The organism is Methylobacterium sp. E-041 (genome assembly GCF_022829665.1).
Lineage (GTDB): Bacteria > Pseudomonadota > Alphaproteobacteria > Rhizobiales > Beijerinckiaceae > Methylobacterium.
Window position 1 is genome coordinate 1 of record NZ_JAKSYQ010000283.1, and the last position, 16,504, is coordinate 16,504.

23 protein-coding genes are annotated in these 16,504 nt (G+C 64.0%); 11 read left to right on the forward strand and 12 right to left on the reverse strand.

What is annotated here, in order from left to right; translation table 11 throughout:
- The first annotated feature begins 317 nt into the window (after positions 1–317).
- The gene (locus MKK70_RS24825) at positions 318–650 is read left to right on the forward strand and encodes a hypothetical protein (RefSeq protein WP_243950540.1); all 333 of its coding nucleotides are present in this window, start codon (positions 318–320) and stop codon (positions 648–650) included.
- 385 nt (positions 651–1,035) lie between these two features.
- Entirely contained in the window at positions 1,036–1,200 is a 165-nt protein-coding gene (locus MKK70_RS24830) for a hypothetical protein (RefSeq protein ID WP_243950542.1), read from the forward strand.
- A gap of 16 nt (positions 1,201–1,216) precedes the next feature.
- Here the strand turns inward: MKK70_RS24830 and MKK70_RS24835 are convergent, their stop codons facing one another.
- Positions 1,217–1,567 carry a hypothetical protein gene (locus MKK70_RS24835; RefSeq protein ID WP_243950544.1) on the reverse strand — a complete coding sequence of 117 codons (351 nt, stop codon included), beginning with the start codon at positions 1,565–1,567 and terminating at the stop codon, positions 1,217–1,219.
- 96 nt (positions 1,568–1,663) lie between these two features.
- On the opposite strand from MKK70_RS24835, the gene MKK70_RS24840 reads away from it, so the two are divergent.
- From MKK70_RS24840 to MKK70_RS24865, 6 genes are all read left to right on the forward strand, one after another.
- Positions 1,664–1,870, forward strand: coding sequence for a hypothetical protein (locus MKK70_RS24840; protein WP_243950546.1), 207 nt, complete (start codon positions 1,664–1,666; stop codon positions 1,868–1,870).
- Positions 1,870–2,127, forward strand: coding sequence for a hypothetical protein (locus MKK70_RS24845; RefSeq protein ID WP_243950548.1), 258 nt, complete (start codon positions 1,870–1,872; stop codon positions 2,125–2,127). Before MKK70_RS24840 ends, MKK70_RS24845 begins: the two co-directional genes overlap by 1 nt.
- Positions 2,128–2,206: 79 nt before the next feature.
- On the forward strand, positions 2,207–2,635 hold the full coding sequence (locus MKK70_RS24850; protein WP_243950550.1) for a DUF5681 domain-containing protein: 429 nt from the start codon (positions 2,207–2,209) through the stop codon (positions 2,633–2,635).
- Positions 2,632–2,973, forward strand: coding sequence for a hypothetical protein (locus tag MKK70_RS24855; RefSeq protein ID WP_243950552.1), 342 nt, complete (start codon positions 2,632–2,634; stop codon positions 2,971–2,973). The genes MKK70_RS24850 and MKK70_RS24855 overlap by 4 nt, the downstream gene beginning before the upstream one ends.
- Entirely contained in the window at positions 2,970–3,452 is a 483-nt protein-coding gene (locus MKK70_RS24860) for a hypothetical protein (RefSeq protein ID WP_243950554.1), read from the forward strand. Before MKK70_RS24855 ends, MKK70_RS24860 begins: the two co-directional genes overlap by 4 nt.
- Positions 3,452–3,883, forward strand: coding sequence for a hypothetical protein (locus MKK70_RS24865; protein ID WP_243950556.1), 432 nt, complete (start codon positions 3,452–3,454; stop codon positions 3,881–3,883). Before MKK70_RS24860 ends, MKK70_RS24865 begins: the two co-directional genes overlap by 1 nt.
- 369 nt (positions 3,884–4,252) lie before the next feature.
- On the opposite strand, the gene MKK70_RS24870 is transcribed toward MKK70_RS24865, so the two are convergent.
- Genes MKK70_RS24870 through MKK70_RS24880 form a run of 3 tightly spaced genes read right to left on the reverse strand, consistent with a single transcriptional unit; the run spans position 4,253 to position 7,919 of the window.
- Positions 4,253–6,004, reverse strand: a complete 1,752-nt coding sequence (locus MKK70_RS24870) for an ABC transporter ATP-binding protein (protein WP_243950557.1) — start codon at positions 6,002–6,004, stop codon at positions 4,253–4,255.
- Positions 5,998–6,702, reverse strand: coding sequence for a siderophore-iron reductase FhuF (fhuF, locus tag MKK70_RS24875; protein WP_243950559.1), 705 nt, complete (start codon positions 6,700–6,702; stop codon positions 5,998–6,000). The genes MKK70_RS24870 and fhuF overlap by 7 nt, the downstream gene beginning before the upstream one ends.
- Positions 6,699–7,919, reverse strand: coding sequence for an MFS transporter (locus MKK70_RS24880; protein ID WP_243950561.1), 1,221 nt, complete (start codon positions 7,917–7,919; stop codon positions 6,699–6,701). The genes fhuF and MKK70_RS24880 overlap by 4 nt, the downstream gene beginning before the upstream one ends.
- 462 nt (positions 7,920–8,381) lie before the next feature.
- On the opposite strand from MKK70_RS24880, the gene MKK70_RS24885 reads away from it, so the two are divergent.
- Positions 8,382–10,646: a TonB-dependent siderophore receptor gene (locus MKK70_RS24885; protein ID WP_243950563.1), complete on the forward strand. Its 2,265-nt coding sequence runs from the start codon at positions 8,382–8,384 to the stop codon at positions 10,644–10,646.
- Positions 10,647–10,698: 52 nt separating this feature from the next.
- Here the strand turns inward: MKK70_RS24885 and MKK70_RS31170 are convergent, their stop codons facing one another.
- From MKK70_RS31170 to MKK70_RS24905, 5 genes are read right to left on the reverse strand one after another with little or no spacing between them, the layout of a single operon-like run.
- Entirely contained in the window at positions 10,699–11,115 is a 417-nt protein-coding gene (locus MKK70_RS31170) for a transposase (protein WP_409568324.1), read from the reverse strand.
- Positions 11,115–12,272 (reverse strand): site-specific integrase, encoded by a 1,158-nt coding sequence (locus tag MKK70_RS24890; protein WP_243950565.1) that lies wholly within the window; start codon positions 12,270–12,272, stop codon positions 11,115–11,117. Before MKK70_RS24890 ends, MKK70_RS31170 begins: the two co-directional genes overlap by 1 nt.
- Positions 12,273–12,279: 7 nt before the next feature.
- Complete coding sequence (locus MKK70_RS24895; RefSeq protein ID WP_243950567.1) at positions 12,280–13,353, reverse strand: DUF3102 domain-containing protein; 1,074 nt, start codon at positions 13,351–13,353, stop codon at positions 12,280–12,282.
- Position 13,354: 1 nt separating this feature from the next.
- Positions 13,355–13,669, reverse strand: a complete 315-nt coding sequence (locus tag MKK70_RS24900; RefSeq protein ID WP_243950569.1) for a hypothetical protein — start codon at positions 13,667–13,669, stop codon at positions 13,355–13,357.
- A 22-nt stretch (positions 13,670–13,691) separates the two neighbouring features.
- Positions 13,692–13,919 (reverse strand): hypothetical protein, encoded by a 228-nt coding sequence (locus MKK70_RS24905; RefSeq protein WP_243950571.1) that lies wholly within the window; start codon positions 13,917–13,919, stop codon positions 13,692–13,694.
- 282 nt (positions 13,920–14,201) lie between these two features.
- On the opposite strand from MKK70_RS24905, the gene MKK70_RS24910 reads away from it, so the two are divergent.
- The gene (locus MKK70_RS24910; protein ID WP_243932044.1) at positions 14,202–14,849 is read left to right on the forward strand and encodes an AAA family ATPase; all 648 of its coding nucleotides are present in this window, start codon (positions 14,202–14,204) and stop codon (positions 14,847–14,849) included.
- 163 nt (positions 14,850–15,012) lie between these two features.
- On the forward strand, positions 15,013–15,198 hold the full coding sequence (locus tag MKK70_RS24915) for a ribbon-helix-helix domain-containing protein (RefSeq protein WP_243950573.1): 186 nt from the start codon (positions 15,013–15,015) through the stop codon (positions 15,196–15,198).
- A gap of 157 nt (positions 15,199–15,355) precedes the next feature.
- Here the strand turns inward: MKK70_RS24915 and MKK70_RS24920 are convergent, their stop codons facing one another.
- Genes MKK70_RS24920 through MKK70_RS24930 form a run of 3 tightly spaced genes read right to left on the reverse strand, consistent with a single transcriptional unit; the run spans position 15,356 to position 16,385 of the window.
- On the reverse strand, positions 15,356–15,763 hold the full coding sequence (locus MKK70_RS24920; RefSeq protein WP_243950575.1) for a hypothetical protein: 408 nt from the start codon (positions 15,761–15,763) through the stop codon (positions 15,356–15,358).
- 40 nt (positions 15,764–15,803) lie between these two features.
- On the reverse strand, positions 15,804–16,169 hold the full coding sequence (locus tag MKK70_RS24925) for a hypothetical protein (RefSeq protein WP_243950577.1): 366 nt from the start codon (positions 16,167–16,169) through the stop codon (positions 15,804–15,806).
- Between the two features lie 3 nt (positions 16,170–16,172).
- The gene (locus MKK70_RS24930) at positions 16,173–16,385 is read right to left on the reverse strand and encodes a hypothetical protein (RefSeq protein ID WP_243950579.1); all 213 of its coding nucleotides are present in this window, start codon (positions 16,383–16,385) and stop codon (positions 16,173–16,175) included.
- Positions 16,386–16,504 lie beyond the last annotated feature (119 nt).

Genomic DNA, 16,504 nt, shown 5'->3' on the forward strand with positions numbered 1-16,504 from the left:
CTCCGCAGATCATCGGCCGTGAAATCCTGCCGCAACGCCACCGCAGCCGACATGGCAAACCCTCCCGGTTCGCCTCATCGAATCAGATCCGCCCACGCAACGAAACCCCGTGAGTCACCCTCAGCGTCGATTGGTATTATACCCCTAAAGTCCCCACGGGGACGGACCCGGAGGGCTTCGCCGAGTTCTGGCAGGCCTACCCGAAGCGGGATGGCGACAACCCCCGGAAGACGGCTGTCCGGGCCTACGCCAAGGCGGTCCGTGATGGCGCTGAGCCAGCGGCCATCCTCCGTGCCGTTCGAGCCTATGCCTCCGAAATGCAGACGAAGGGCAAGGTCGGAAGCGAGTTCGTTGCTCAGGCCACCACGTGGCTCAACCAAGGTCGGTTCGAGCGCTTCACCAAGGGTTCGGAGCCCCAAGCGGGGGGTGTGCAGACTGATGCCGAAACCCGGCTCGCCAAGGTGCCGGAGAGCGAGTGGCGCAGCCGTCTAAGCGTTTGGCAGAGCCGCGGCGGTCACTGGCCCTGGCAGCAGCTGACCGAGCCGCCTGATGACTGGCGGACGAAGGTCCCGCCTCACCTCCTTGCCGAGATTGGGATCGTCCACGAGGACACCGACAAGCGCGTCATGCCCTTACGGAGAACCGGCTGATGGTCTCGCCCCTATCCGCCCTATACAACCAACCCGATGAGATCAGTACCGTGATCCGCCCCAGCACCCCTGGGCACTTGGTAGCCTCGCCCACGACCTCACCGGTAGAACCGGCGCAACTCACACCTCCAATTTGGCGGGAGACCGCGCCCGTCGTTGCTGCCCTCATCGCCATCCTGAGGGCGATGGAGAGTGGACCAAAGGTCGGCCCCGCCGTGAAGGCGTACCACTCTGCCGTTCGTCGCCAAGGGCAGGAAGCCGCAACGATCGGCGGACACGACGCGATGGAGGCTGTGCTGCGACAGGTCGTCGAGGCCGCTCCGGATCAGGCTGGACGCGAGGCTGCCCTTACAAAGGCATGGGCTGGACTTCTGGAATGGCCTCAATGAGCGTCGGCCTTATGCTCATGACCGTCGCGGCGGTGAAGGCGCAGTTCGCTTACTCGCGCCAGTTCGATGAGGCCAGTGCCCCTTACCAGCTCGCCCGGAGCGCCATCCTGTACGCCTTGGCTGGATCTGCGTGCTTCATCGCGGCGAAGGTGATGCGATGATGTTCGACACCTTTGCCTACCATCCAAGTCCGAGGGCCCGCGTGTCCTCACTCGGCTCGGCCGCCCGTAGCTTCTCGATCACCACCATCAGTGTCGCGAGGGCTGCTGCACGCGGTTCGGCGACTTTTGCATCCCGCTTGTCGAGTGCCTCCGCGAACGCGACTGACGCTACCACTGCTGCTGCGATTGCCATGTCGAGTGCCGGCCGGACGACGACGCGCCGCTTCAGGCTCGCTGCCGTGCTCGCTGCTGCCGAAGCCACCACCTCACGCATCCCCAGCGTACCGGTTTCGATGGCTGAAATCCAAGGGCGCATGACGGTTGCGAGCAACGGAGGTAGCTCAGCCGTTTCCAATGTCTGCGCCATGAAGTTTCTGTCCCGAACCGCCGCCCGCTCGTCGGCACGCGCACTGTATCCAGCAAGGCGGCATGGCCAAGCTGAAACGGTATCGGGGGCACAGGCATGACCCCGCGCGAACGCGCCGCCTACAACGCCGGCCTACGCGCCGCCATCCACGCCGCTCGAACGACGGCCATCGCCATGGAGACCGCACCTGGCGCAACGGATGTGCGCAAGCAGGCTGCGGTCGCCGCTCTCTACGCCTTCGCCGAGGCTGCTGGCTCGCTGGCCCTCACTTCGAAGCCCGATCCAACCCACGAGGAACCGTGATGAACGACCTGCACAAGCGCCTCGCCAAGCTGGAGGTGGCAACCGCGCCGCCGGCCATCCCTCGTCAGACCCACCGGTTCCTGATCGAGGGACCTGCCGGATTGCCGCCTGAGGATGCCGTCGCGTTCCTGCGTTCGAGCGGGCACGCGGTGCGGGACGAGGACTTCAACATCATCCGGGTCGTCACCGACGCCGAGAATGGTCAGACGATCAATCTGCCGTTGCGCGACCGCACGGCGGAGGTCCGTCAGGGATAGCCCCGCGCCTGTATTTCTCCTGTACTATCAGGCGCATGACAGTGGCCGCGGGCATCAGTTTTAGCGTGGATCGAAGGACATGGCGGAGAACATAACGCAGTTCGGTAAGGGGCAGAGCGGCAACCCGAACGGGCGGCCCAAGGGCTCGCGCAACCGCACGTCCCTGGCGATGGAAGCCATTCTGGAGGGCGAAGGCGAGGCTCTGACCCGGAAGGCGATCGAGATGGCGTTGGACGGCGACGGGCCGGCGCTGCGCCTCTGCATGGATCGACTGATGCCGGCGCGGAAGGATCGCCCCGTCACGTTCGAGCTACCCGCGATCGAGAGCACCGCCGACATCCCCAAGGCTACGAGCGCGCTGCTCCACGCGGTGTCCTCGGGCGATCTCACGCCATCCGAGGCGGCCGATGTCGGCAAGGCGATCGACGCTCACGTGAAGGCCATTGAGGCGCACGAGTTCGCGGAACGCCTCGCAGCCCTGGAACAGGCATCTGGAGGAAAGCGATGACACCGCGTGCGATCGACAGGTTGACCCGCCTGGAAGCCGAGTCTGCACCCTCTTCGGCCGGCAAGCACCTCGTCTTTCAGGTCGAAGCTCCGCCTGGGACGCCGGTCAGCGACATCGTTGCCTTCCTGAAAGCCCGCGGCCACGCCATCCACGACGGCGACGACGCCTTCGTGATGAACGTTGGGGCCTACCGCATGGCCGAGGGCGAGCCGCCGCGGGATCTGTCTCCCGCCATCCTGACGGAGGAGGCGCGTGCACAGGCCGGGGCAGCCGGCCAGTGGCCGAAGACCTGCGCTGCCTTCACCTTCCAGTTGGACCGGCCGAGGAACGTGCAATGACCCCGAAGCTGATCGAGCGTCTGAACCGCCTGGAAGCCGGACAGGCGGGGCGCGGCGGCCAGGGACCGGCATCCCGTAAGTTGACCCAGGTCTGGCTCCGGGCCGTCGCCATTGCGCTCGGCGGCTATCCTCGGCCGCAGTCCTCGGCCTCGCCGCATCTGGAGGACTCCTACAGCGACGGCTTCGCTCGGGCGCTCGGGTATGCCGATCACGACGACATGGAGGCCCAGGCCGAAACGAGCCCTGATGAGTGGGGCCAGCGGATCGAACGGGCGGACGCCGCCCTGTGCCAACGGTACGGCGCTGCCGCCTGCCCTGATCCGCACAGCTGCAGTTCCGAGATGATGATCGCGGCGCTGAATGAGTGGGCCGGAGCGAAGGCGCAGAACCCTGACTGGCCCGCGGCAGACGATAGCGGCACCCTCGCCCGCGCCCTCACCGCCTATGGCGTTCCGGCCGAGCCCGTGGAGACGCACTAATGACCTCGAACCTGATGACGCGGCTGACCCGGCTCGAAGGGCAAGCTGTTCCGCCTCCTGCCATGGCCAACCCATTGAACCCTGGCATCCGACTGTTGCTGCTGCTCCTGGCTGTCCACGCTGGCGGCCTCGGGGCCAAGCAGTCCATAGCTGAGGGCGTGGCGCGGGCGCTCGGTTACGAGCATGTCAAAGAGATGCGGGCTGCGATGCAGGCCGAGGGGGCAGCCTTTATCGAGTGGAACTCCCGGCACCGCGAGGCGGTCACGCTGCTCCTGAGCCAGCGGAACGGCGGGCCGGCGACTGGGATGGACCGCAACGAGGTGGCGATCCGATCCTTGATCGCGGACATGCCCGAGGCGTTCCAGGCGTACCCCTACCTCGTAGACGCAGAGCCGGCGATCATCCTCGCGACTGAATGGGTGAGCCTGTGACGCCGACCATCTTCAGCAAGCGCCTGGCCGCCCTGGAAGCTACCCGAGAGACCATGCCCAGGCACTACACGCCTGATGAGATCGAGGCCGCTCGGCTCCGGTATGAAGCCCTTCTGGGGGAGCCGTGCGAGCGTACCCCGCAGCAGGCGGCCTACTACGCGACCCGGACGCTAAAAGAGATCGCCGCGGACTACGACGCCATGCTTAGGGGTGCTTCGGCGCCATGGCTTTGATCGCGTGCTCTGCGTCACCGGCATAGAACCGACCGCGGACAAGTGGGCGGCGCCGTACGTGGACTGTCGGAGTTGTGTCACGGACCGTCCCGAGAAGGTTGGGAGCACGATCCCCCCAGCTGCATGCGCCTGTATATCACTCAGCAGCGACTGAGCCGCCTTGATCATCAGAGCGATGGGCGAACTGTGCCTCGTAGAGGCGCTGATAAGTACCGCCGGCAGCAAGCAGCGCGTCGTGACGCCCCTGCTCGACGATGCCGTCCGGGCTCACCACTACGATGCGGTCGGCGTTGCGGATCGTAGCAAGGCGGTGGGCGATGACGAGCGTCGTTCGACCCTGAGCCAGCTCGGTCAGGGAGTCCTGGATCGCCCGTTCGGTCTCGCTGTCGAGCGCCGAGGTGGCCTCGTCCAAAATAAGGATCGGCGGGTTTTTGAGGAAAACGCGGGCGATCGCCAGACGCTGCTTTTGGCCGCCCGACAGTTTCACCCCACGTTCGCCGACCACCGTGTCGAGGCCCAAGGGAAGGCCGGCGATCAGCGCGTCCAGCTTCGCCCTGCGCGCGGCCTCGACGATCGCGGGCTCGTCTGCGTCGAGGCGGCCGTAGGCGATGTTCTCGCGGATCGTGCCGGCGAACAGGAATACGTCCTGCTGCACGATGCCGATCTGCCGTCGCAATGAAGCCAGCGTCATGTCGCGGATGTCGGTGGCGTCGATTGTGATGCGACCAGCCTCAACCTCGTAGAAGCGCGGGACGAGCGAGCAGAGGGTGGTCTTGCCGGCCCCCGATGGGCCAACGAAGGCCACGGTCTCGCCAGCGTCGATCGCAAGGTGGAGGCCCGACAGGACCGGGCGGTCCGCCGTGTAGCCAAAGCACACGTCATCGAAGCGAATGTCGCCGCGCAGGGCTGCGACCGCGACTGCACCCGGCCGGTCTACGATGTCTGGCGCCGTGGCCATCAGTTCGGAATAGCGGCGGAAGCCGGCGATGCCCTTCGGGTAGGTCTCCACAACCGCTCCGATCTTCTCCAGCGGCCGGTAGAACACCCCGACGAGCAGCAGGAAGCCGACGAACCCGCCGGCGGAGAGTTCGCCCCGCACTACGAAGGCGGCGCCGCCGAGCAGCACCACGATCTGCACCAGCCGCATGCCGAGGTAGTTGATCGACAGGCTGGTGGCCATGATCCGGTAGGCTTCGAGCTTGGTTTCGCGGTACTTCCGGTTGTCGCTCGCGAACAGGCGCTTCTCGTGCGGCTCGTTGGCGAAGGCCTTCACGACGCGGATCCCGCCCACGTTCTCCTCAATGCGCGCATTGAAGGCGCCGACCCGGCCGTACTGCGCCTGCCAGTTCCGGGTCATGCGTCCGCCGTAGCGCAGGCTGACGAAGGCGATCACCGGCACGATGCCCGCGGTGAGCAGGGCGAGCGGCGGATGCACGAGGATCATCAGGGCGAAGGCGCCGACCAGCGTCATGACCGCGATGAACAGGTCCTCCGGCCCGTGATGGGCGACCTCGCCGATCTCCTCCAGATCCTTGGTTACCCGGGCGACGAGGTGTCCGGTCTTCTGGTTGTCGTAGAAGCGAAACGAGAGCTTCTGGAGATGGTCGAAGGCGCGCGCCCGCATCTCGGTCTCGATGTTGATGCCGAGCACGTGGCCCCAGTAGGTCACCACGACCATCAGGCCGGCATTGGCGACGTAGATCGCCGCCAGCGCCGCCGCAGCGACGAGGATCAGCGTCCAGTCCTGGCGCGGCAGCAGCTCGTCGACGAAGCCTTTGACCGCCATCGGGAAGCCAAGCTCCAGCAGGCCCGAGAGGACGGCGCAGCCGAAGTCGATCAGGAACAGGGTCCGGTGCGGGCGGTAATAGGCAAGAAAGGCCTTCAGCATGGGGCTTTCGGGTGATCGACCGGGCACGCGGCGCCGCAGGAGGCGATGCCGGGCAGCCGGTAGCGCATACAGCACACGCGGCGGCGGCGCTCCCCTGCGGCGAAGGCCTGCGCCAACGGGCAGCGGCCGAAAGCGTCCGCATCGCAACGGCTGAGGCATGCCTCCGCCTGGGCCGCGATCGGCGCGGCGAGCCCCGCATCGAGGTTCAGCGCGCGCAAGGTGACGTCGGCGGCAACGCCCGCATTGGTCCAGAGCACGCGGCGCGACACGCCCGAATGGGCATGGCAGAGGTCGAAGAACGGCCGCAGGTGCTCATCAACGAGTGGCGCTAGCGCGGCTTCGGACCCCGCCAGCGGAGGCTCGGCATCGGAGAGCAGGAAGCGCGAGATGGTTCCGGCCTCATCGCATTCGAACCCGGTCCGATCGAAGGCGATCGGGAGCGCCTGCCCGAGGCGGCTCAGGGCGGTGAAGTACGGGATGATCAGGGCGGCGAGATAGGACTGGGTCCAGAGCGAGACCACCGCGCGCCGGTCCGCCGGTCCGAACGGTCTGCCGAACCCGTCGATCACGGCGTCGAAGGCCGCCCGGGAGCGCAGGGTTGAGAGCGACTGGGTGCCGGGGCGGTCCACCCCCGCTGCGATCCGGCCGCCGAAGGCCGCGAGCGAGGCCGGCACCTGCGCGATCACCGCCTCGATCATGCGAGCCCCCCGGCGCGATCGGCGTCCAGGGTCCGGCCGATCGCCGCCCGCAGGCACAGGACCGCGACAGCGTAGAACGGGATCGCGAGGGCGAAATAGGTCGCCCAGCCGACGAGGCCGGCCAGTGCCGGAGCCGCCACGCGCAGCGGCATCGCGGCAAAGAATGCGGCCCCGAACAGCAGCGCGTAGTCGGTCGCGGGGCGCGGCCCCTGTGCCCAGCGATAGATCGTGTTGAACACCGGCACGCCAAGGCCACCGCCGCAGACGAAGCCGAAGATCGTTGCCGCGATGGCGAGGCTGGATGAGCCCGCGGCGCTCGCCGCCAGCATCGCGCCGCCGCAGGCGACCACACCGACCGCCGAGATCGTGATCAGGCGGATCGTCCCGACCCGCCGGACCAGGGCGCCCGAGAACGCCGCCATGACGAAGTTGATGATCGGCGCGACGCTGCCGGTCACGAACCCCACCTCGGAGAGCGGCACGCCGAGATCGAGCAGCACGAGGTTGTTAACGCCCGACACCGCGAACATCGCCGCGAAATACAGGCCCAGCACCAACACCTGCGGCGCCAGGACCCGGAGGCGGCCGAGGGACCCGGTCTCGTGCCGCGCCACGGCGTCCAGCCGCCGGAGTCGCACCTCGGGGTAGCGCAGCATCGGTATCAGGAAGAGGGTGTTGAGGCCAACGACTGCGAGGACCGCGTTCTGCCAGCCGATGGCCTCGTAATATCCGATCAGCAGGCCGACGCCGGCGGCGCCGCCGAGCGAAGCGCCGCAGAGCTTGGCCGAGGCCACGTAGGGGCGCCGGTCGTCCGGCACGGTCTCGACCACGAGCGCTTCCAGAGCGACGTCCATGGTCGCCACGCAGAAGCAGGTCGCCACAGCCAGGACAAGGAGCGTCGGCAGGGACCACGCTTCCCCCAAGCTTAATACCGCAAGCAGGGCGATGGTGGCGCTTTGCATCAGGGTGATCCAACCGATGCGGCGTGGGAGGTGCGGAAGTCGGATTTTGTCGACGGCGAATGCCCAAAGGAAGGTGAGGCCGACTGGCAGGTTAATCAGTTGCAATAGCCCGATCTCAGCCAGTTCAATTCCGCGCGCCCGCAGGATCAGCGGCGCTCCTCCAGACAGGAAACCGAGCGTCGTGCCAAAGGTAATGTAGAGGCAGAAGAACGGGACAAGCGGTCGTGCCCAGCCCAGTGATCGAACCGGATGCATCGACAACTGCCACCTACGATGGAGAGTGAGGGCACAGGGACCCATGTCCGGTCGCTCGCTTTGCCATCGACGGCGGGAACGGACGGTTCGCGGGCAGACGCATTCGCATTCCGTTCGTGACTGGTAGCGCACCGGAAGCTGGGCGAAGTATCATCTACCCAAATGCATCCCATATTGTTTAGAATGATACCAAACTATCGGCGCCGTTGATTTGTCTATAACACTGCATCTCCGCTCCGTCTTGTCTCAGATTTACTCTGGGTGCGTCTTAGCATGGAGTGCCAAGTATGCGTTGCAGAACCGTCACACATTCCCCTGGTCGTTCAAGCCCCCCTTGTCTCTCGCTGGGCTTAGCCGTAGCCAGAAACCAGAAACGCTAGTTAAATCAGCAGTTTAGTATCGTTATAAACTACGACCCACTGATTGGTGGGCCGGCGCTGGCGTATGTTTTGGGGCGGCAACATGTGTGACCATCTGCCAATCACTTGCTGGAAGCAGCGCAACGTAGTCGCTCGTATCGCTTTGGCCGGCGTCTCGCTTGCAACCTTGAGCGTGAGTGCGTTCGGCCAGGAAGCTACGTCGCCGCGCCGAGGCATCACCAATCCTCCGGCCGAGGCAAGCGTGCAGCTTGAGACGCTGACCGTCGAAGGCCAGGGTGGGCCTGCCGCATCGGTCGCACCCTCCGCTGCTGCTGCCGTGCGCCGGATCGAGAGTCCGACTGGTCCGGTGGATGGCTACGTTGCAACCCGCTCGGCTACCGCCACCAAGACCAACACACCGCTAATCGAGACGCCCCAGTCTATCACTGTTGTCGGTCGCGAGCAGATTGATGCTCAGAAGGCCCAGACCCTGACCCAGGCAACGCAGTACGTTCCCGGTCTATACTCAGGTACTTTTGGTGCAGACTCCCGCATCGACTACTTCACTTTGCGCGGCTTCGTAGCGAGCGATTACGGCCTCTACCGGGATGGCTTACAGCTGCTCAATTTTGGCTTCGGCTACTTCAAAGTTGATACTTTTGGACTGGAGCGCATCGAGATCCTGCGTGGGCCGGCCGCAGTGCTATTTGGTGCAGGTACACCCGGCGGTCTTATCAACCAGGTCACCAAGCGTCCGACGCTTGATCCGTTCGGCTATGTCGAGGTCGGCGGTGGCTCCTTCGGACAGGTCTACGGCGCCTTCGACATCGGTGGGCCAGCCGACGGCTCCGGGCATTGGTTCTACCGCCTGACCGGTATTGGTCATACTGGCGGGACGCAGGTCGACGGCGCGCCGGATGACCGTGTCTATATAGCGCCTGCTTTTACATATAAGCCGGATGGGGCGACGAAGATCACCTTCCTATCGAGCTACCAGCACGACAACACGGCGGTGACGTCGAACTTCCTACCCTATTCTGGTACTGTACGGCCGAACCTCGGCGGCCTGCGCATCTCACGTGCACTCAATGTGGGTGATATCGGCCTCAACACCTTCACACGCGATCAGGCTTACGCGGGGTACGAATTCGAGCACGCCTTCGACGAGACGTGGACTATTCGGCAAAATCTGCGGTACTCTTTCCTCGAAAGCTTTCAAAACTCGTATATCGGCCAGCTCGGCTATAGCGACCCCGCCACCGAGACGCGTCTTGCCCGCTATCAGTTCCGTGATAGCGCCAAGGTTGGCCTGTTCCAGGTCGACAACCAAGCCGAGGCACGTTTCTTCGACGGCTTCTTTAAGCACGATCTGCTGCTTGGCGTTGACTACAAGAACTATCAGCTACATGACAATCAGGCTTCGACCTTTCCGGGGCCGGATATCAGTATCACCGCCCCTGTCTACGGCATGCGCGTCGCCAGTCCGACCCCCTATTTGGTCAATGCGGACTCCTTTACTCAGCTCGGTCTCTACGCACAGGACCAAATTAAGCTGACCGATCGTCTTACCCTCGTCGTTGGCGGGCGCCAGGACTTCGCCGACAACCGTGTGCAGGATCGGCTCACCCCCGCCAACAGCAACGGCCGCAGCGACAACGCCTTCACCTATCGTACGGCGTTTATATACAACTACGATTTTGGCCTTGCGCCATACATCAGCTACTCAACCTCGTTCCAGCCGCAGATTGGTTCGGACGCTAATAACATTGCCTTTAAGCCGGAGACCGGCGACCAGATCGAAGGCGGCGTAAAGTTCGAACCGCCGGGTGCCGGCTACTTTCTGACGTTGGCAGGCTTTGATATTCATCGCGACAACGTACTGACCCCCGTCCCGAACACCTTCTTCCAGTCTCAGATCGGTCAGGTCCGCTCGACTGGCTTCGAAGCCCAGTTCACTGCGACGCTCGCGGAAGGCCTAAATGTCGTCGCCGCCTACACGATCTACGGATTGACCGTGGAAAAAAGCGCCGATCCATCCACCATCGGCAAAGTGCCTGTCAGCATCCCCGAGGATTTCGCTTCTCTGTTTCTCGACTACACAATTCCCACGGGTGACCTGCGAGGGTTTGGCTTCGGCGGTGGCGTTCGCTATATCGGTCGTTCCTACGCTGACACGCTCAACACGCTGCGCGTGCCAGAATACGTGTTGTTTGACGCTCAGGTACATTACAACTGGGACAGGTGGAGGTTTGCGGTCAACGCTACGAACATCGCCGACCGGCGCTTCGTATCTTCCTGTCAGTCGGGCCTCTCATGCTTCTACGGCGACGCTCGCCGAGTCCTCGCAAGCGTCGCATATAAATGGTGAGGTAAGTTCAGACGCCCGTCTGCTTCAGACTGTGATGTGGAGCAGACGGGATCTATTTATTGTTGCTATGCGCCTTATCGTTGGTTCGATTAGCCAAGCTTCGTATCCGCGCATGACGCCATGCTCTATCTGGCTTGCGGCCCCGCGTCGATCGAACCAAAGTTATTGCGAGAGGATCCAAGGCGCGAGCTTCCTCGTGCCAACCTTCTTTTGCCATAGCTAAGAGCATCAGCGTCCAAAATGGCCTGTGACGCCAACGGCGAAATCGTTGATAGATCGTGCTGTGTGAGCCATAAAGCTTTGGGCAATCTGTCCATCGGCATCCGCTCAGAGATACATAAATAATACCTGAGAGTGTGTGACGGTCATCCAATCTTGGCTGCTTGTCGGCTGGGAGATATGTCGAGACGACACTCCACTGAATATCATTGAGCCAAAAAAGCTCTCTCAGGTCTGGCATATCCCGCATCACAGAAACCCGCTCCCCGAGTGTCCCTTGAAGGCGTTCGCTCGGCGGATGTAGCTGACGACCGTGCGCGGATCGCGATGGCCGCTCTGATCCATGATCCGGGCGAGGTCTGCACCCCGCTCGGCCGCCGACGTGATGTAGCCGGCGCGAAGCGAGTGCGCCCCGAAGGTCGATGCATCGAGCCCGGCGGCGGTGCAGTACCGCTTGATGATGTCGGCGACGGCTTGGGTAGTCAAACGGGGTGCGGAATTTTCCGCACCTTTGCCCCCGCGCTCCCGAGGTGAGGAATATTCCTCACCTTTGGGCGGAAGGTGGGTCTCCGATGACCCACCTTCCCTGCCGTTTCCCGACACGTTGTCGGAAAATTCGACATCAGAAGGGTGTCCAACTTGGGCACCCTTGGCCGATCCAGATTTGGATTGACCCCGCACGTTCCCCGATCGTGAAACCGGCCGGAACAGCGGCCCTTCTGTAATCCCGGCCGCATCGAGCCATTCGCGCACCAAGGCAACCGGCCGGATGAAGCGGCCATGCGGGATTGCCTTCTCGAACCCCTGCCCCTCCTGATCGACCTTCGACCGCCGGACCATGACGCGCAGGCCCTCTGCATCGTCGCGGAGGTCGGCCACGTCGAGGGCGACCAGTTCAGACCGGCGGAAGGCCCCGGCGAACCCGAGCGCCAGCAATGCCCGATCGCGCTTGCCTGTGAGAGTATCGGGCGTCCGCATCAGGATCGCGGCCATGATGTCGGCGGTTGCTGCGGCCTTCTGGACCGGAGCTGTGCCGATCCGGCGTCGTATGCCCTTGCTTGCGGCCCGCACGCCTTCATCCTCAGTCGGGTCCGGCTGGCCCGCGAGCTTGTGCGCGTAGCGGATTGCGGCGCAGCGTCGGCCGATGGTGGATGTGGACCGCCCGGCCTCCGCCTCGTGGACGAGGAAACCCGCCACCGCCTCGGGTGTGGCCGGCAACGACCGGAAACCGTACCGAACGCACCAGTCCTGAAACACCCGCGCGTCTGACGTGTACGCCCGCACCGTTGCGTCGGCTTTGCTTGCCTGCTGATAGGTGCGGACAATGGCTGCGGCCTCGGCAGGCAGCCTGTCGGCGGAAGCGACACCTTGGTAGAATTCGGTCGAAAGGCCCGGAGGCTCCGCCATCGCAGCGTCAGCCTTCCCTATCCGGCACGATGCGAACCGAAATCTTACTCTGTTTCATGACGCGAACGACGGCGAGGAAGCGCTTCGCACCGTCTACGAGATCGTACTCACCAAGGTATTTGCCTGCTCGATCTGTTCTCCGAACTACCAGCGGTTCGCGCAGTCCATCACGCTTAATCTCCTCCGCAAGCAACTCGGCTTCTGCCATTGCTTCAGGTCCAACAAAATCATCATAAAGGCGTCCTGCCTCAACGATGAGATTAGCGCGGATCTGCACAGGATCCACACTGCTAGCACGCTCAACATCGATAAGGTCAAGGGTCGCTTGTGCGACGCTGTTCACAGCGCCACCTAGCAAGCTGAGAAAGGCTGCCGCGTCGTCAACGCCGAAGCGCTTGACGAGGGCGACTGCCGACGCCTGGGCTCGGTCTCGCTGTTGCCGAACTTCTGCGCGTCTCTCGGCTCGGAACTTCTCATCTCTCCGCGTACGCGCGGCTTTGCCTCTCTCGTCCTTGGCGCGAAGGGCATCCTCTGCCTCTCGCTGCTCGTCGGACAAGCCTGCGCGCCGAGCCGCCTCGCGTTCGGCCTTGACCCTTGCCTGCTCCGCCTCCCTCGCCTCACGAACCTCCCTCAGGATCGTAGCAGCTACCATCGTCTCGCCAGCCTCGATCCGATGCAGGACGGCAGCACGTACCGGCTCAGGGGTCGATTTTTCGGCAAGCTTATGGACCACGGCGAGCGGCAAACTTCCCACGGTGGGAAGTTTCGGGCCGAAGCTCCGCGCCATATCCATGCACCGATAGGCCGTGGACTTGCTCAAGCCGACCGCGCCCGTGACCCACGAAAGGAACTGGCCGTGTTCCATCTCGCCTTGCGCGGCCAGTAGTTCGTGACCGATCTCGCCGGCCGTCTCGACCGTCTGTCGATACATGCCACGGATGCGGTCGGCTCGCTCCCGCTGGCGCGGGACGATCTCTGCTGGCAACGCGCTGTAGTCGAAGCCGGAGGCGGCGGGCTGTTCGATCGGCGTGGGCATGTCCATCGCGACTGTGCTCCGTTCCTGTTCCTGGGTTGCGGCCATGTCAGATCTCAGCATCGCAGCCCCTTCCCGCCCCGAGCGCTTCCGCGATCATGCCGCCCATCACCTCGTCGGCCCAATCGTGCGGCAAGCGCATGTAGTGACCCGGCCGGCGGATCATTCCGCAGACGAACCGGCCGCCGGCACGTTCGAGCGCCTGGCACGTACCCTCGGTCGGATGGTCGGGAATGTGTTCGAGCGCCACGCCGCAAGCCTGCGTTGCACAGCACCAGCCGCACCCGTTGCAGGGCGAGCCATAGACCGGCTTCACCGGCAGGCGTTCGCCTCGCGTGCCGTCGATCAGGTGGATAGGAGCCATCCCCGCGCCCTCTCTGCTGGCATCAAGTGCTAGCCATCCCTCGATCCAGCGAGGCTGCACCGTTCGGCGGGGTTGTCGCGAGGACTTCGGGATAGGTCACGTAAAGGGCTGTCAGCAGGTTGCGCAGCGTCGCCTCCTTCGCGTCGTTCCGCACCGGGAGTGCAACGGCCTGTTGGAGCCGATCCATCGCATCGGCCAGGACGAAGCGAACCGCGCCTCGGGCCTCAATGGTCTGCGTCTCGTCAGGCATCGAATTCCCCTATCAGAACGACGTTCGCGGCAGCCTTCGCCCAAGGCGTCCAAACTTTCGAGAATGACTATTATCGAAAGCTACAGCGATTTTGCATGTTGTGCAACCTGAAAACCGCGTTTCCTGAAACTCTGAAAACACGAACGCTTTGCTTCATCGGTTCGATCATTCCGGGTTGCGTGAGAACGGGCTTCCGTGGTTTCGGAGCTTCAGCGCATCAGCGATCCCTTAACCACGGAACCGCAGAGTGCCCGAACGCCTGAACCGCCGGACTCCGCGCCCATGCATGTCATCCTCGTCGCGACGCAGAAGGGTGGCGCCGGCAAAAGCACGCTCTGCGCTCACTTCGGGTCGCTTGCCGATCGTCAGGGTAAGACGCTTCTGGTGGACGCCGATCCGCAGGGCTCACTGTCCGGCTGGTATCAGAGCCGCGAGACCGCGAGCCCGCTTCTGGTCGAGGCGGACGCGGATAGCATCGGCGACGTTCTCGACGCGGCACTCGCCGAGGATGTCGAATGGGTCATCATCGATAGCGCTCCGCACAATGCGCCGCTCATGGCCTCGCTCATGTCTCGGGCCAGTGTGACCGTCGTTCCGGTCCGCCCAGGCCCGTTTGATCTAAGGGCGGCTGGTGCGACTCTCGCCATGGCTCGAAGCCTCAAGGCGCCGATCGCCTGCATCATCAACGCTGCCCCGCCGATCACGCGCGAGAACGAGACCTCGATCGTCGCCGAGGCGCGCGCCGTGCTCACCAGCATGGGTGCCCCGGTGTTGCCCGGCCAGGTGTCCCAACGCGCTAGCTTCTCACATGCCCTCATCACGGGGCAGAGCGTGAATGAGTACGAGCCGGATGGCCGAGCTGCCGCCGAAGTCTCCGCGATGTGGTCAGCCGTGACGGCGCTCGCCAAAGCATTTCCCCGTAAGGATTGAGGGCCGACCCATGACGACACCCGTCCGCAGAGGATCGCTCGCCAGCATGGCTGTTCCGAAGGCCGTCACAGCTCCTGAGCCCGAGGCCGCTCAGGCGCCGGCCGAAACCGCAAAGGGAGCACCGAGCCCGAAGTCTCCGACCCCCCGCCGCGCACCGGGCGACGTGAAGACCGTGCAGGCGCGGATCAACAAGCAGGGTTGGAAGGCGCTTCGCGACCTCGCCGCCGATCGCGAGGTCAGCCTTGAGGCGCTGATGGTCGATGCCCTCAACGACCACCTGCTGAAACACAAGCAGCCACCTATCGTGCAGCGCCGGACCGGCGAGCGCGGGACCGAAGGCGGGGAGTGAACGACGAAGGGCGGTCCCATCGGGGCCGTCCCCCCTCATTTGTTCCTCAAACACCGAACCACTGAATACCTGAAACACCGAATAGCATGGTTCGATGTTGCAGGAGTTCAGTTTTCCCTTGTTTCCGGGTCATCACTTGCAGCGCGGTTCGGAGTGTTCAGCCCGAGCGGATAGCCTTGCGCCGACCCCTTGGTGAGTTCGCCTTGTACTGAGCCAGGAGCCTTTCCGCGTCGAGTCGCACGGAAGCCCGTGCGGCCTCGAAATCCTCTTTTGTCAGCGATGGTTCAGGCTGTTGGTCGCCGATCATCTGCGGCGCCGAGGCCTTAGCATTCCGGGGCTTTGCCTTCTGCCGATACGCCGCGCGCATCTCCCTGATCGCCGCGAGAGTGGTGTAAATCCGGCGACCAATCCGCTCGTACCCGAGATCGCCGCGCTTGGCCGCGTTGCGTAATGTGAGCGCTGAGACCGAACCATCGGGAAAGGCGAGGCGCGCGGCAACGTCGAGAAGTAGCGGGGTCTCGTCGGTGATCTCGGATGTTTCAGGAGTTCGGATCGGCGTCTTCACAGCCCCGCCACCACCTCAAACAGCGCCACGCCGGCTGCGGTCACGACGTTGCCAGATCCGCGCCAGGGCAGAACCGCGAGCATAACAACCGGGTGTGCGCGACCACATCCGGCACAACAACCTCTGCCGCCTCGGCCTTACGGTCCTCGTCGTTCCGACGCAGCCACGCGACCTGGTTGCCGTGGTGGCTCTCGGGAGTGGTGAGGGCAGGTTCTGCATCTCGGCCATCCTCGCGGTCTACATCGCCGTCGATGCGATCCAGAACCGCGATGATGTGGTCGGCGGCATCAAGGGCGGTTTGTAAAGCCTCGCCGAGACGGGTGCGGATTTCCGCCTCCGTCATCGGCACTGGCTCGGCAGGAACAACTACGCTGGGGCGCGGGGTGAATGTGAGCACCTCGCCCATCGGTCAGACCTCCACACCGTTGTCGGACGCTTGATCGCCCTCCGTCATGACGACCGAGATTTCACCCTCGCGACACAGCCGGTCCGCATCGTCTCGGATCGCGGTAAGGTACTCGACGTGCCATCGGTCCAGCATGTCAGGCGCCATGATCGGCAGCAGATACGTCAGCTTGGCGCGAAGGTCGGCGAGGTTCTGATACCAACCGGCATTGATCATAACCGATAGGCCCACTGGCGCAGTCCGATGGACATGATGAGCCAGGGTTGGGCGACGAAGCGTTTCCAGGCCTCACAACACCGATCGAGGATGTCGTCGTAGGAGGTGAAGATCCGGTC